We start from the raw sequence: 15,811 nt of genomic DNA on the forward strand, positions 1-15,811 counted from the left end.
ATGATTTCAGATTTCAAATGTCAGATTTCAAATCTTGTTGTTTGTAGCGTAACGGTCCTGGCCATCATCGCCACGGCCTTGCCGGCGTCGGCAGCCCGGCAGGCGAAGGGTCAGGCCGAGGCCGGCGGCGGCGATTTCGAGGCGAGCCGTCTGTTGGACAAGGCCAATGAATTGCTGGCTGGCGGTGAAAGCGAGCGCGGCGTCAAGATGCTTGAGACCGTCGTGGAGCAGTATCCGGCCAGCCAGGTGCGCTTTCCCGCCTACCTGGCCATGGGTCGTTACTATTCCGGCACCCGCGATTACCTCAAGGCGGTCGCCGTCCTCTCCAACCTGAAGGAACTCGAGAATGCCGCGGGCGAAGTGCAGCCTGCCGACCGCGACCTGTACCTGGAAGGGCTCTACCTGATGGGGACGGCCTACTTCCAGTCCCGCAACCACGGGGCGGCCTTCACCACCCTGCGCAAGATCGTGTCCAACTACCCCAACACGGTCTGGGCCAACCAGGCCTACTACTACATCGGCATGTGCCACTTCGTGCAGCAGAACTGGAGCAAGGCCATCGAGTCGCTCAATCTGGTGGGGACCCTGGTCGACACGGCGGCGGGCGAGGCCGACCGGGTGGAAGCCAGCCGCCGGTTCTATGTCAAGGTGGCCGACAAGGATCTCGCGGTGCTCGGCAAACTGGGCAAACAGACGTTCGTGGACCTGACCACCACGGCCGGTGATCGCGAGAAGATCGAGTGCATCCCCCTGGGGTCCGAGGGGGATACCCTCATCGGTTCGATCGCCACCGAGGTCGGGATGCCCAGGCCGGACGACCGCGTGCTGCAGGTGCGGGGCGGTGACACTATCACCGTGCGCTATCCCGACGCCAATGCCGAGGATGGCTCGGTCAACGTGCCGCGCGAGTCCAAAGCCCGGGTGGTTTCGTCGGGTGTCGCCTCGTTCACGCTCGGGGATTACGACTCGCAGGCGGCGGCAGCATTTCTCGATCAGCCGCTGTTCCTGTCGCTCTTTGATGCTGATCTCGATACCAGTGACGGGGCGGACAGCGCCACCGTGCATCTGGTTTCCCGCTACAAGGAGGAGAGCGACGAGAACGAGTCGACGAGCGCGGTGGATCTGAAGAAGCTGCTGGATGACGATCCCGCCAAAAAGTACCGCGTTCGCGATGAGATCACAGTCAAGTTGACCGAGGCTGGGCAGGCCCCGGTGCGTACCGGCCGCTTCACGGACCGGGTCATGTTGCGCGCTCCCCAGCCGGGCCAGGCCGCGAACCCTGCGGATGAGGTGCTGACCTGTGCGGTGGACGACGAGGTGGTCATGACCTATACGGACGAGCGGAGCCTGGCCGGCGACACGCCCGTGCCGGTGACCGCCACCATCCGGGTGGTGGGAGAGATTGATACCCGGCCACGCGCCTCGCAGGACGTGGTGGCCGACCCGGTCATCAAGGCGCGCAAGAACCTTGTCGAGGCATCGGCCTACCTTGAACTGGCCCGCATCTTCAAGAGCATGGGGCTCCTCAAGGGCGCCAGGCAGAAGGCGGCGGATGGTCTGGAACGCGTGGATTTCATCATCCGTACCTCCAGTCCCATTCCCAGCGACCTCAAACAGCAGGCCTTCAAGACCAAATGGGAACTGCATATTGCCTCCGATGACTACGAGAGTGCCATCGCCGTGTGCAGTCTCTTCAACAAGCTCTATCCCGATTCACCGCTGGTGGACGAGGCGCTGATGGGCATTGCGCGCATCCGGCTTGACAACAAACAGTATTCCGCCGCCATCGCGGTTCTGCGGCAGATTCTGACGCTGCCCAAGTCGCAGGCGAAGGCCGAGGCGCAGTTCCGCATTGCTGAAGCCACGGAGGCGGAACTGGCCAGTCGCGAAGGCGGTCGCGAGGCCGGGCGTGAGACGGCCGTGCAGCAGTACAAGCTCTGTGCCGAGCGCTACCCCGACAGCGAGTTCGCGGGGCAGTCGCTGGCCAAGCTGGTGGACTACCACGTTGAGATGCGCGATTTCGCCCAGGCCGGTGAGTTGCTCTCCCAGATTTTCCAGGATCACCCCGACGCCTCCTTCCTGGACGCGATGCTGCTTAAATGGGTGCTGGTCGCCTATGGTTCCGGCGACTACGCCAAGGCGCGCGACAAGTGTGCCCAACTGCTCTTCGAGTATCCCGGCAGTCCGTACGCCGACAAGGCGAAACAGATCCTGCCGAAGATCGAGGCCAAACTGAAATCTAATGCCGGCACGCCCGCGGAAGGTAAAGCACAATGATTAATTCCAAACCCCTTCGTGTTTTTCATGGTCGCCTGATCAAACCGCTTCTTGTTCTTGGCGTGGTGGCGTTGATCGCTCCGCTGGCCAACGCCCAGCAGGCCGCCACCAACGCGCCGGATCCGAAGATCGCCGAGATGACGCGCCTGATCGAGGGCGTGCAGCGTGATCCCGGCGCGGCCCCGTCCGCGACCCTGCTCCAGATCATGACGCTCGGCCGCGAGACGGCCCGGCCCCAGGCCGCCGCCGCCGTGCTCAAGAGCTACCTCGCGCAGCGCCGCGACGTGCCGGCGGAGTTGCTGCTGCCCGCCGCCGAGACGGCGGAACGGGCAGGGGACCTTCGCACCGCTGTGGCCCGCTACAAGCAATTCCTCAAGGCACCGCCGGCCGGCGCCGCCACTGCCGACGCGACCCTGCGTCTCTTCCGGTTGCTGGTGGACAGCCTTGGCGCCGATGACGACGCCTTCCGGCTGATGAAGGAGATGGATGGGGCGGCCCGTGCGACCCCGGCGCTCAAGCACTATGATCGCTGGTACCTGGACCAGGCAAAGCTGCGTGGCGATACCGTCGCCGTGGCGCACCGGCTGGCCGCCCTCATGGCCGATGGGATGCCGCTCGAAATGGAGCGCACTTACTACTGGGATATCCTGGAGTGGTTGACGCGTGACATTGCCGCCGCCCGCCCGGAACTGGCCGCTGCGGTTGAGGATTGCCGCCGGATCAGCGGCCTGATCCGCGAGAACAACGTGATGGCCAAACGGTTCGCCTTCCGGACGTCCCACCTGGCGTTCGTGATGGGCCCGGCGACGACGAACGAGGCCGCACTGGCCCAGTCCTTCGAACCCGTCGCAGCGGCGGCCCGCACCTACATAGACGCCGCGCCCAGCGCCGATACCGTCCACGAGATCGCCCGCACCTTCGCCGGCGGATTTGCCGGATTCGACGACACCGTCTATCGGCGCTGTTTCCCCCAGAAGGCCGCGATCTACGCCTACGCCTTCGGTAAATTGAACGACCGTGAACGGGATCGGATGCTGGGGGTGACCACGGAGGCATTTAACGCCGGCTGGTGGCCGGGCAGGTTCCTTACGGAGGAACTCGGGGCCCAGGTCCTGACGGCGTCGCCCGACTATTTCCGGAAGTCGGCCGTCGCCGCCGCGTTGCTGTCGCTACCCTACACCTCCACCAATGCGGCGGTGCACAAGGCGCTGGCCCCCGCCGCGCAGGGAGTCCCCAGTGGAGTCGCCGCCATCATCACGGCCCTGGGCTCGCATGATGATCTTTACGGCTGCTGGCAAAGTCTGGTGCGTGACTCCTGGTTCAATACGACGTTTGATGAGGCGATGAGTTACATGTCGAGTGTCTGGTCGATCTACAGTCAGACCCCTCGGGAGGCTGGGCGACTTCCTGCCTCCGAGTATTACTACCAGAACTACGCTCGTTTTGGCTCCGAGGTCCTGTCCAAGACCCCGGTGTTCCTGTTCCGTGCCGACTCAGCCCGGGCATTCATTGACGCCGCCTGGGGCTACACCACCACGAATGGCTATGACCGGTCTTTCATGCCTGCGATCATGCATCAGTTGGACTGGATTCCCTTCACGGCCGCGGAGCGCAAGTCGGTCTTTGAGGGCGCGTTCCAGGGGTACACCTCATTCGCGCAGACGATCCGGTCGCAGCAGAGCAACACGAACATTCCCCAGGCGGCGGCCGCCGTACCCCAGTTGGCGCTGTTGGAAGCGGCCTTCAAACAGGTCATGGATCCCGCTGTCACCGACTTGACCAAAGCGCCGAACGACTTGTGCCGGAACCTGGCCCGCGCCCAAGTCGCCCTGCGCGAGAAGAACCAGACGGAGTTCCTCGCGGCGGCCCGCGCCGCCTATCCGCTGCTGCGTGACTACCCTGAACGCAAGACGCCTTTTGGTCGCGCTGCGCTGCTGTTCCTCATCCAGAACCGGCTGACGGTGTTCGACACCCTTGATTTCCAGTGCGAGGTCCTGACCGACCAGCTCGCGCGGGGGACGCCCGAAAGCGGCAATGCCCTCGCCAGCATGGTGGTTGAGAGACTCTACGAGGGCCGCCAGTCGTGGTGGAGCGGGACGCAGAACAAGGCCAGCGTCCTCAAGGTGAATGCGGTTTACGCCAAGGCTCTTCGCGATGGCCTGGCTCGCAACCAGTTTTCCGCGATAGTGTTCGAATGGTTCCGCAATACGCGTAAGACGTCAGGCTGGCAGGAACTTGGCGGTGACACGGATCTGATGGAGGCGCTCATCACCCGCAAGGACCTGGTGCCAGGGCCGGGGCGCGTGGTGAAGCTCATGGCTTGGGTCCGCGACGATTTCCCCACGCTGAAGGACAAGTACCCTGTTGAGTCCGCCTTCGATACCGCTTTGGTCGAGGAAGCGCGGCAAACCCGGTTCTTGGACCGGCGTTATTACGATTATGGCGGCCAGGATAAGAGCGGGGCCGTGATGCGTGTGACGGCGGAGCTTTTTCAGACCTATGAGCGCCTGCCGTTCGGGTATGACGGCGGGGCTGTGGTGTATAACCGGGAATGGTTCTGGGATCTGCAGGGACGCCCGATGGGCCTGCCCGCGGCCGAGCGCGACGCCCTGCTGACGCGGATCGAGTCGTATGGCGGCAAGACGCGCTTCGACAACTATGCCAACGGCGCGATGCGTCTCGGTACAACCCTGGCTGCCGATGATCCCGATGGCCGAAAGAAGTTTTTCGGGGGGCTCGCCACGTGGAGTGCGGCAAGGGCCCTGGAGCCCGTCCAGCCCTCGCGGCCCGGGCAGCCGTCACTAAGCTCCGTGGTGGCGGCTCCGGATAAGCTCACCGACAGCGAGCTTGATGCCCTGGTTGCCCTGGTTCGATTGGCGCCGAAGTGGACTCTCTATGAAACTGATGAGGTCACGACTCTGATTAGCAGGGGCTTGCTGGCCCGGAAGCGGACGGCGGATTTGCTGGCCCTGATTCCCGATCTCTGGGGGATGGCCCGTATGGCGGTGTACAACGAAGCCCCGCGCAACCAACTGATTACGCTGGCCAACGCGGCGGCGGGGACGAACGCGACGGACCTCGCGGCGGCGATCGCGTCCTGCGGGCTGGAGGTCATGGGATCCAAACTGAAGGACGAACAGCGCAACGCGCTCCTGGCCCTTAAATCGAAGGCAGTTTCAGGCATGCTGGCCGTGGTCTCGTTGGAGCGGTCGGACCGCCGGTTTCCGCTGTTCAAGGCGCAGGCGGACTTTCAGGTTGGCAAGTACGAGGAGGCCTGGCAGGCCTGCCTCAATTCCCGTGCGCTGTATGGCGATATCTACCGGGAACTGGATCCGGAATTCAGCCTCTGGGTGCTTGGGCGATATACGGATGTAGGCAACTATACGGAGGCGGAGACCATGGCGCGCCTGCTGATCCAGTGGGTTGACCAGTCGCCTCAGAGCTTCGACCCGGAAACCCGGGGGCGGCTGTTGCTGGCCTATGCCCAGATTTCTTTCGCGCGGCAGGAATATCCCCGGGCCCGCGCCATTTACGAGCAGGTGGCGTCGGCCAAGGAATTCGAGGGCACGGCCGCGCGGTGCGACGCCGAGTTCAAGATTGCCGGGATTGACCGCCTGACCCGGCACTACGATAAGGCCATCGAGCGGCTGGAGGCAATGCTGCGACGTCGCGATCTGGCCATACAGGCCGAGGCCAACTACCAGTTGGCGCTGGTCAAGTTCGACCAGGAGGAATACCCGGAGGCGCGCGCCTGTGTCGAGAAGACGCTTGCCGCACTTCCGTCGCATGCCAATGCCCGCATTCTGGGCGGTAAGCTCTACCTCAAGATGAAAAAGCTGGTGGAAGCCACGGATGTGCGGGTGGGCATGGCCGCCAACCAGGAAACCCTGACGCCGGGCCGGCCGCTCAAGATCAGCCTCGAGGATCGCAACCTGGGCCTGGTGGGGCAGGCGGCCAGCATCGAGGTCCGTGTCTGGGTGGATTCGGGCGATGAGGAGATCTTTACGCTTCTGCCCTTCGGCGACTCGAAGACCAAGTTCGAGGGACAGATTCCCACGGCGCTGGCCCAGACCCGCAAGGGGGACCGGACCCTGCAGGTGCTCGGGGGGGATGTGGTGCATTTCGACTACTCCGACGTGTTCAAGAAGGCAAACAAGATCTCAGGCGCGGCCCCGGTCAACATCAGGGTCGTTTCGGACGCCGAACTGTATGTGTCGTCGGGCGCGATCCTGTCCCGCGAGGAACGGGAGCAGCGGCAATTGGAGGCACTCATCCGGCAGCGCCTGGAGGCCCAGGAGAAGGTTGAGAACACGGTGGCTCTGAGTACCCTGCGTGCCGATGACGAGATCAAGCCCGGTAATCCGATCACGGTCAGGGTGGTGGATCCCGACGAGAGTACCACGCCCGGAACGAATTCGATTCGCATCAAGGTCGCGGCGTCCAGCGGTGATCAGATCGCCGGCGTTGTCCTGAAGGAAACCGCCCCCTATTCCGGCGTGTTCGAGGGACGGATCCCCACGACCTCGGCGCAAGCCACGGCACTGGCCACGGATTCGGCCGAGGGCCGGGATCCCAATTACGCCATCACCGGGGCGGAGTATCCTCCCTGGATGGCGTTGGCCGATAACCGGCGTCCCAAGGTGTTCAGCGTGGATCTCAACGCCAGCGTCGTTCTCGGCCCCCTTAAGCTTGTGGCGGATGTGCCCGGCCGGAAACTGCGCCAGTTCCTGGTACAAGCGTCGCCCAACGGCGCGGATTTCGTGTCGCTGGGCATGTGGCCGACCAACCTGCCGCCATGGCAGGGGGCTGGCATGCTCGAAGTGGCGCGCTATGCCGGGCAGGGACGCGGTCCGGTGACGCTCCGGGAGTGTCGTGACTATCTTGAGGTGGGGGCGCTTGCCGCGGGATTGGAAAAAGCCGTCGTCACGCCGCCGCCCCTCACTCTGAAATGGACGGGCACGGTCAACGGGTTGGCCGACCGCCTTCAAATCCCCATGGATGGCCCTACGAGCTGGTATGTGGGCCACGTCAAGATCGCCTTCCTCCTGAAGGCGCGCACACGGCGGACGTTCCGCCTGGCCTCGGCTGATGGCGGGGCAGCGCCGGAGAATACCTTTGTCATGCTGGATGGCGAAGCCGGTCCCCAGCCCCGCGAGGTGTCCCGCTCCCTTGGCGCAGGGATGCATTGGGTGGATGTCTACTTCTCGGCCATGCGGCGGCGCGGCATCAGCCTGCGGCTGGAGACGGATGTCGCCGGCAAGCCGGAACTGGTTCCGGCAACCGCCGAGATGTTCGTGACAGACCCCAAGTGGATGACGGCGGATATCTACAAGGAGTCCCAGGCCATTGCCTTCACCCCCGCGACTATCACGAATAGCGCCGACAATGGCACGTTCGCCATCACCTTCCCCTCGAATACGATGGCCCGTGTGATCCGGCTCTGGCTGCTGGACTTCGAGGGCGATGCTCCCACCATCCGGAAACTCCACCTGGCCGGCGCCGACGGGACAAAACTGCTGCCGACCGCCCAGGATGTCATGCGGTTGCGCGAGAACAACACGTTGGAGATCGTGCCCGGCGACCGGATCACCGTGACCTACGAGGATCCCCACTTCATCAGCAAGGAACGCCAGTTCAGTGAGGCGTTCATGAAAGTGACGTTCCATAACGCCACGCTCAGTGCCTGCTTCATTGAGTCCGAGGTGGACGGGGAGGGGAACCGCAAGGCGCGTTATATCCCGATGCGGCGCTTCAAGCCGGGTGATGCCGTGAACGTGTTTATCCGCGATTCGGATTGCGATGTCAGCGACGCGCAGGATGTCGTCAAGCTGCGCGTGAGGGCGGGCGCCGCCAGCGCCACCAGCGAGGTGGAGGCCCTGGAGACCGAGGCGCATTCGGGCATCTTCCTGGCCAGGGTGTTTCCGGTTGGTGGAACGCCCCAGCGCCCCTCGGAGATTCATGTGGGTCCCGAGGACGACATGACCCTGACCTACCGCGATATCGAGAACACCAATCCGGGCATTCCGTGGGACCGCACGTTCGGGCTGGAGCAGTCCGGCGCTTCCCCGCCTGAGCTGCGTGTGTATGATTACTCGTCGCGGGAGCTGTCCGCGGACGAGATCGCCCGGCTCACGCAGGCGATGGACAAGACGCGGAAGACGGAGGAGATTGTTCCGGTGATCCGGACCCTCGTGGCCGCGCGACTGCAGGAGGCGACCAACGCTGAAAGCCGTGTGATCCTGGGTTGCCCGTTGATCGCCGAGTTGACACATCCGGAGGTGGCTCAGTCGCCTCTGAGCCGGGCCACGCTCTATGTGCAGACCGCCGCCGGTCGGGCCGCCTACGGCAAGGCGCCGGAAGGAACCTTTGATGTCAATGTGCCCGGAACGATCCGGGTGGAAATTCCGCCGAGCGTCAATCCCTCGGTCCTGCCGCCGCCGGGCTATCGCAATGTGGCGCTATCGGGGGTGGCCCAGGGGGCCAACGCCCTGGATGAAGGGCGCTTCACGTTTGTCGTTCCCCTCAAGCTGGGCTCCGTTCCCGCCACGTCTCTGGTAGGGGCCAAGGCTCCTGAATCCGCCTCCGGGACCCGCGACGGGCGTGGCAGGGGCCAGTCCGATTGGAACGAGGTGACGCTCAACATCTCGAGTCTTGATGCCAATGGCCGCGTGATCACGGTGGGGCAGACGATCCAGGTTCCGGCGCTGACGGTGCGCGGCGGCGACACGATCTTCATGGGCTACTCCTACAAGGATGCGGCGGGCTCGAACCGCTGGATGACGTCCTCGGCGACGGTGACGGCCGACGCCTTCTTCGACGTGATGGACCGCCGCTACCAGGAGAGTCTGTCCAGCCTGCACGTGGGCGAGACGCTCTACCTGCGCGTGATCAATCCCGGTGCGGATCGCCAGGACGGCAAGGATGAACTTACTGTCGGCCTGAAGACGGCCTCCGGGAACACCCAGACGCTGGCACTGACCGAGACCTTCGGCCATTCCGGGATCTTTAAGGGGGTGGTGCCGGTGCTCTTCGCGGGCGATCCCGGCGCGAGCAATGTGTCCGGCACGGTGCGTGCGACCTACGGTGACACCCTTGACCTGTCCTGCGCGCCCGAGGCGCAGGCGGCGCCCCTGGTCCGGCGTATCCAGATTTTCAAGGGTGATAACGGTCGTGTCATGTCCTTCACCAAGCGGTTCAAGGAGCCGTCCATTGCCGTGCAGACCCAGTTCACGCAGGCGGAGGCGTACTTCGAGATGGCCAAGAAGCATCGCGAGCTGGCCCAGGAGGAGCTGGCGCGGCGCGAGATCGCCCAGGGGAAGAAGCTCCTCGAGGAGGCGATTCGCGACTATCCGAACACCGAGGCGCGCGCCCAGGCGGATTACCTGCTCGCGGACCTGGCGCTCGAGTTTGCGGCGCAGACCGGCGACGCCGACCAGAAATCGCGCTACTTCTCCGAGGCGGTCAGCCGCTTCACGGATATCGTGGCCAGTCATCCGGACAGCCCCTATGCGCCCAAGGCCCAGTACAAGAAGGCGCTGACCTACGAGAAGATGGGGCGTATTGACGAGGCCTGCGAGGAATACGTCAAGCTCTCGTACCGCTATCCGGACAACGAGCTGGTGGCGGAAACCATTGCGCGGCTCGGTCAGTACTTCCTCACCAAGGGCAAGGGGTATCAGGAGAAGATGGCGGCCGCGACCGACGCGGTGACGCGCGAACGCATCCACATCGAGTCGGTCGAGATGTATAAGACGGCGGCCCAGGTGTTCGGCCGTCTCCAGGAGCGGTTCCCGGACCACAAACTGGCAGGCAAGTCGAGCGTGCTGGCGGGCCAGTGCTACATGCGGGCCGAAGACTTCCCCAAAGCCATCGAGGTATTCAAGAAGGTGATTGACGCGAAGAAGGTCGACCCGGATCTCATCGCCGAGGCCATGTACTGGTGCGGCGACTCCTATGTCAAGGCCGCTGGCGTGGCAGGGGGCAGTCCGGACAGCATGGTGAACGCCTACCGGATGTTCAAGAAAATCACGTGGGATTATCCGGAAGGCATCTGGGCCAAGTATGCGCGTGGCCGGCTGTCGGAAGACGCCCTGTCGAAACTGGACACCGAGGCCGAGAAATAGGAGTGTGACCCGCCATGAGCCATGTCGCTGAACGTCTGTTGCAACAAACCGTAGAGCACTTGCGCCTGAAGCTGGCGCAGACGGAGGACCGTATCCGGGTGCTGGACAGTGAGAACGAGGACCTCCTGAGGCAGCTCAAGGATTCGGGCGTGGAGCCCAGGCATCCCCTGTTGCACGCCGAGCGCCTGCCGACGCCGCTGGCCGGACCGGACGAGGAGGCCATCAGCGGGGCAAGTGCCCGCATGACACCCGCCGAACGCCGCCTCTATGGGGAGGTATGCGGCGGGGCGGAGGTGCTGACCGTGCTGCAGAGCACGACGCGGACCGCCGTGGGGTTGTGGCTGATTGAGCGGCGGGTGTGGGTGGTGGTGACGCGGAGCGAGGTGATCCTGCTGGCGGCAGGCCGCTGGCCGCTGGCGCAGCGTGTGGCTTTTCCGCATCTGTATGCCAGTCTTTACAATGCCGTGACCGGGGAACTGGTGCTGGCGCCGGACCGGGGGTACCGGGTTGGCCGGGTCCAGTTGCCGCCTGCCGAGGGCAATCGGGTTCTGGCTCAGATTTATGGCGCGTTGACGCCGCAAAACGAAAGGAGAGAATGATATGTTGGAACGGTTGATTATGGGCGGGTGGATGATGATCCCACTGGGGATTTGCAGCGTGTTGATGGTGGCCGTCCTGATTGAACGGGCCCTGGCTTTTTCCCGTAATGGGCGCATTGATACCCGGACGCTGAGGGCCAAGGTCCGGCTCCTGGTGGCGGAAGGCCGACTGGACGAGGCGCTGGTGCTGTGCTCCAGCACGCCGAGCCCCGTGGCCGCCGTGCTGGTGGTGGGGCTCCAGACCTATAAACGTTGCCAGGTGATGGGCGTGTCGCGCGATATGCAGCGCCTGATGATGGAGAAGGCGATGGACGACTACACGCCCCAGGCGCTCCATGCGGTGGAGCTCCGGCTCAACTGGCTGGCCACGATCGCCAACGTGGCGCCGCTCTTCGGCATGACGGGAACGGTCACCGGTATGATCCGCTCGTTCGGGTCACTGTCCGGCGCCGGCTCGCTGGATGCCGGCGCGGTGGGCGCGGGGATTTCCGAGGCCCTCGTCGCCACCGCCAGCGGCCTGGTTCTGGCCTTGTGCTCGCTCATTCCCTACAACTCCTTCATGAACAGCGTCGCCAAGGTGAACCTTGCGATCGGCGAGGCCGCCTCGGACCTGGTCCAGACCGCGGCCATGCGCGAGGAAAACGTGACGGTGGTGGAGTGTAATTGATGCGGAAGAAGTTCCAGTATCGCCAGCTCAACCAGGACGCGGTCCCCACCACGTCCCTGGCCGACATGATGTTCCTGCTGCTGATCTTTTTCATCATGACGACGACGCTGACGAAAACGACGGGGTTCGTTACCGATATCCCGTCGGGAACCAAGGGCCAGGCGAACACCCAGGACAAGACGCCGACGGTTGTGCTGCACGACGACAAGATCACCGTCAACGACACGCAGTCCATGGGCATGGGCGAACTGCGCCAGTACATCGCCGGCCTCCGGCTTGACCAGCGGCAGGGCGAGGGTAAGGTGGTGATCGTCTCAGCCGAGGGGCGCGTGCCGTACCAAACCTACTACGAGACCCTCGCGATGGTGCAGAACGCGGGCGGGATGGTCGCGATCGTGACCGAGGAGGAAGGCAAATGATCCGCCGCCCGAAACACGACCTGCCGGTGATCCCGACGGCCAACCTGGTGGACATCGCGATCCTGCTGATTATTTTCTACATGGCCTGCAGCAACTTCCTCACCGCCACCACGGGAAAGATCGTGCCGCCCAAGGCACCGGACCTGGTCACGGTCGAGGAGCCGCTGGTCATCGTGTCCATTGACCAGGAGGGAAATGTTTCGCTGCAGGGGCGGGAGGCCGGCGGTGTGGCGGTCCTGGAGAGCGCCCTGACCGACCTGTTGCGGGACAAGACCACAGACAAGACACGGACGGTGATGTTCAAGTGTGATGCGACCGTTTCGCGGGAGGTGTACCAGCCCGTGCTGGACGCGATCGTGCAGGCCGGGGGCCTGATCCTGGCGGTCGGGGAAAAACAATAGAAGTTTAACGGGAGAGTGACGATGCAGACAGAAGATTCGATGAAGGATGGAGTGGATGCCGCCGCGGTTGACGCCGTGGCGCCGGAGCAGTTGCTGGTGGTGTTTACCCGGGGCCGGATCCTGTTCTGGGCCGCTGTGGCTGTGGCGATCCACGTGGTGGTGATCGGGGTGACCTCCGTGGGGTATATCCGCGACCGCTGGATAGACCCGGAAGGCGCAAAGGTCCGCAAGGAAGCGGCGGTTGCCGCCCTGGCGGCCGAGAAGGCCAGGGAGAAGCCCCAGCCTCCTCCCGCACCCGCCGCCTCCAATGCTCCTGCGGTCGCCGCCACGGCCACCAACGTTGCCTCGGCCACCACCAATGTGACGCCTGCGTCCGGGGGAGGCGAGGCTGCCCAACTGGAGGCGCGGCGCAATACGACGGTGGTCAAGCGCATCACCGAGGCGGCGTCCTCCAACGAGATTCCCAAAAAGCCCGAACTGGGCATTTCGCTGGAAGATACAAACCTGAGGTAAGTTCCTGTTATCATGCGGATAAGACCCCCGAGTTACCTGCCGATCCTCCTTGGATTCCCCCTGGCTGTGCTGGCGGCGGTCCTGGGCCACTATGCCCTGGTCATGCCCGACCTGTATGATCGCCTGCTGGCCGCGCATCCGGCGCTCAGGATCCCATTCCTGATGGCGGGCCTGCAGGGATCCGTCCTGATGTTTGCCCGGGCCTGCGGCGGCGCGGCGGTGGTTTTCCTTGCCACCGCGTTTTGTGTGATGTTTGTGTTGCGCGGGTGGGTGCTATGGCTGTACCGCAAGTGCTGCCTGTCCACCTACGTGGTGGGGCTGCTGTGCATCATGCTCATCAACCGCGCCACCACGCTCCTGCTCGACTCGAATATCAGTCTGGACGGTAGCGGGGTCAACCCGGTGACGGTGTTCTTCACGCGCTGGCATCTCCTGTGGCCGGTGTGGACGGGGCTCCTGCTGACCGGCGTGCTGCACCTGCTCTCCCTGCGCAGGAAGGTCATCGGACTCTATACGGGCATCCACGACGAGCGGCCCGCCACGGGGGATCGTGTGGTTGAGAACATCCTGTCCAACGGGCGGGATCCGCTGTTCCGCAAAAGCCTCCTGGGCAGCCTGGGGCTGCACGTGCTGGTGATCCTGGTCATTCCGTGCCTGTTGACGATGCGCGGTTGTGTGGAGCCTTACCGCGTGCCGAAGGGCAGCGGTACGCCCGCCACCCTGGCCTCGGTGGTCAAGATCACCAAGGTTGTCAAGAAGAAGGCCAAGAAACGGAAATTCGTTGTCAATCCGCGCTCGGCAATCTCCTTCCATATCCCCGACCTGGATGAGTCCGTGGCGGCGCGACAGGTGGAGGCCGATACGCAACTGACCTACAAGGCCGACCCCATGCGGGGGCTCACCGGGACGGGCAAGGCCGGTAAGATGGGGGCGGGGGGCGGTACGCAGGGCGGCTGGCCGGATGGGATGGACAACGCCAAGGTCCGCTTCATCCGCATGGAATACAGCGGTCGCGGGTGGGATGACGGGATGGACATGACCACCCGGGCCGATCTCAACTTCCTGTCCGCCTTTAATAAGCTTACCGGATTCAAGGTGTCCACAACGCCCGAGAGCCATCCGATCAGTTTGCTGCGCAAGTATCCCAAGGGCGGCGCGCCGCCGTTTGTCTACATGACGGGCGATGCCGGCATCAATGTGACAGCAGGCGAGATCGCGGCGATGCGCGAGTACCTGCTGGATGGCGGCATGCTTTTTGCCGACTGCGGGAGTCCGCAGTGGAATAACAGTTTCCGCCAGTTCGTGCGCCAGTTGCTTCCCGGCGAGTCCCTGGTGACGATCTCCGATGACGATCCCCTCTTCCAGATACCGTATGCCTTTCCGAACGGCGCGCCGCCGCTCTGGCATCACGGTGGTACCCGCGCGATGGGCATCAAGCACAAGGGGCGGTGGGTGGTCTTTTACCATCCGGGCGATATCAATGACGCCTGGAAAACCGGGCACTCGGGGATGGACTCCGCCATGGCGGAGGGCGCCATCCACATGGGGGTGAATATCATCTACTATGCCTTTACCCATTATCTGGAAATGACAAGGAAGTACCGGCAATGACGACAACCCTGATGACCTGCTTCGGATGGACAGGCCTGCTTTCGGCGGCGGCGTGGCTGGCGGCCGCCGGGCTGGCCCTCGGCGCGCGGCGCCGGGCGCGCCCGGAACGCCGGATGGCTCTGGCGCTTGGCGTGGCTGTGCTTGGCGCCGCGCTGGCGTCATGGCATGCGGCGAAGGTGGCGAACTTCCGGCTCGATCAATCTGACGAAATCCGGGCGGCCCGTGAGGCGCAGCAACAGGTTCAGGGCACGCTGGAACGGGCCCGGGCGCGGACGGATGGCGAGGTGACGGTCCGTTTTGCCGAGGATGACGCCGGCGCGGTGGAACCCGCCTACCGCAAGGGCGGCAAGCAGAGACGTGACGCCGGGAAGGCGCGAACCGACACGCCGGATCTTGCACCCTCCGGGGCCTCCGGCGATCAGGACGAGTCGGGCGCTGTCGTCAGCCTGCGGCTGCCGGAGTATCAACTGGCGAACCGGCTGAACCGGGCGAACTGGATGCTGAGCCGCCTGGTCCTGCTGGTCCTGCTGGGGTTGTTGCTGCGGGACTATCTCAAGCGGTTCAACGATCCGGAGCGTGCTTACGCGCCGCTGCCGATTGCAGGGTGGTGGGGCCTCGATCACCTGGACGCCGGCCCCCTGCGTGTGACCTGGATCGAGGTCACCGATGAACAGGTGAAGAGCCGGCTGGAGACGGTTATCCGGCAGGGGCGTTATTTTTTGTATTTCGGCGACCGGCTGGGGGCTGGAACGCCGGCGTTGGAGCGGTTGAGTCTGGGGCGCTGGAGCGGTTGGCCGAGCCGGCTGCTGCGGTGGGGTGATGAAACGACCACCCCCCCCGATCCGGAATTCGCGCTCGACGGTGTCTGGTTCAGTCGCCATCAGATGGTGGTGCCTGCGGCCGGTGCGGAGGCGTTGCTGGCGGCGCTGGTGCCGCAGCTTGAAGAGCGCGCGAAGCTAAGGGCCCGCGCCCGCGGCCTGCCGCATGTCGTCTGGGACGCCGGTTCCTGCGCCAACCCCGCATTACTGGATCGCCTCGCCAAGGCCTGTGTGGCCACGGGTATCCGGTTCATAAAAAGCGATTTCTTATCCATTTGATGGCGCTTGGCCGCGGCAAGCCCACCGAGGTGCCGTCGAACCATATTTCAACCTATAGAGAGCAGTTCAACTGCTCCGCAGTCGAACTGTTCTTTAATAACACC

General features: G+C 64.1%; 9 protein-coding genes. All 9 read left to right on the forward strand.

Going from position 1 to position 15,811, the window contains the following annotated elements:
• The 9 genes from WCI03_02970 to WCI03_03010 all read left to right on the forward strand — a co-directional run bounded on the left by WCI03_02970 (position 1) and on the right by WCI03_03010 (position 15,707).
• Positions 1–2,277 (forward strand): tetratricopeptide repeat protein, encoded by a 2,277-nt coding sequence (locus WCI03_02970; protein MEI8138810.1) that lies wholly within the window; start codon positions 1–3, stop codon positions 2,275–2,277.
• Entirely contained in the window at positions 2,274–10,400 is an 8,127-nt protein-coding gene (gene bamD / locus WCI03_02975) for an outer membrane protein assembly factor BamD (protein MEI8138811.1), read from the forward strand. The genes WCI03_02970 and bamD overlap by 4 nt, the downstream gene beginning before the upstream one ends.
• A gap of 14 nt (positions 10,401–10,414) precedes the next feature.
• Positions 10,415–10,999, forward strand: coding sequence for a hypothetical protein (locus WCI03_02980; protein MEI8138812.1), 585 nt, complete (start codon positions 10,415–10,417; stop codon positions 10,997–10,999).
• 1 nt (position 11,000) lies between these two features.
• Positions 11,001–11,666 (forward strand): MotA/TolQ/ExbB proton channel family protein, encoded by a 666-nt coding sequence (locus WCI03_02985; GenBank protein ID MEI8138813.1) that lies wholly within the window; start codon positions 11,001–11,003, stop codon positions 11,664–11,666.
• Positions 11,666–12,085 carry a biopolymer transporter ExbD gene (locus tag WCI03_02990; protein MEI8138814.1) on the forward strand — a complete coding sequence of 140 codons (420 nt, stop codon included), beginning with the start codon at positions 11,666–11,668 and terminating at the stop codon, positions 12,083–12,085. The genes WCI03_02985 and WCI03_02990 overlap by 1 nt, the downstream gene beginning before the upstream one ends.
• The gene (locus WCI03_02995; GenBank protein ID MEI8138815.1) at positions 12,082–12,486 is read left to right on the forward strand and encodes a biopolymer transporter ExbD; all 405 of its coding nucleotides are present in this window, start codon (positions 12,082–12,084) and stop codon (positions 12,484–12,486) included. Before WCI03_02990 ends, WCI03_02995 begins: the two co-directional genes overlap by 4 nt.
• Positions 12,487–12,507: 21 nt before the next feature.
• Entirely contained in the window at positions 12,508–12,999 is a 492-nt protein-coding gene (locus WCI03_03000; GenBank protein ID MEI8138816.1) for a hypothetical protein, read from the forward strand.
• A 66-nt stretch (positions 13,000–13,065) separates the two neighbouring features.
• Entirely contained in the window at positions 13,066–14,610 is a 1,545-nt protein-coding gene (locus tag WCI03_03005; protein MEI8138817.1) for a DUF4159 domain-containing protein, read from the forward strand.
• Positions 14,607–15,707 (forward strand): hypothetical protein, encoded by a 1,101-nt coding sequence (locus tag WCI03_03010; protein ID MEI8138818.1) that lies wholly within the window; start codon positions 14,607–14,609, stop codon positions 15,705–15,707. Before WCI03_03005 ends, WCI03_03010 begins: the two co-directional genes overlap by 4 nt.
• Positions 15,708–15,811 lie beyond the last annotated feature (104 nt).

It is taken from the genome of bacterium, from assembly GCA_037143175.1.
GTDB lineage: Bacteria > Verrucomicrobiota > Kiritimatiellia > CAIKKV01 > CAITUY01 > JAABPW01.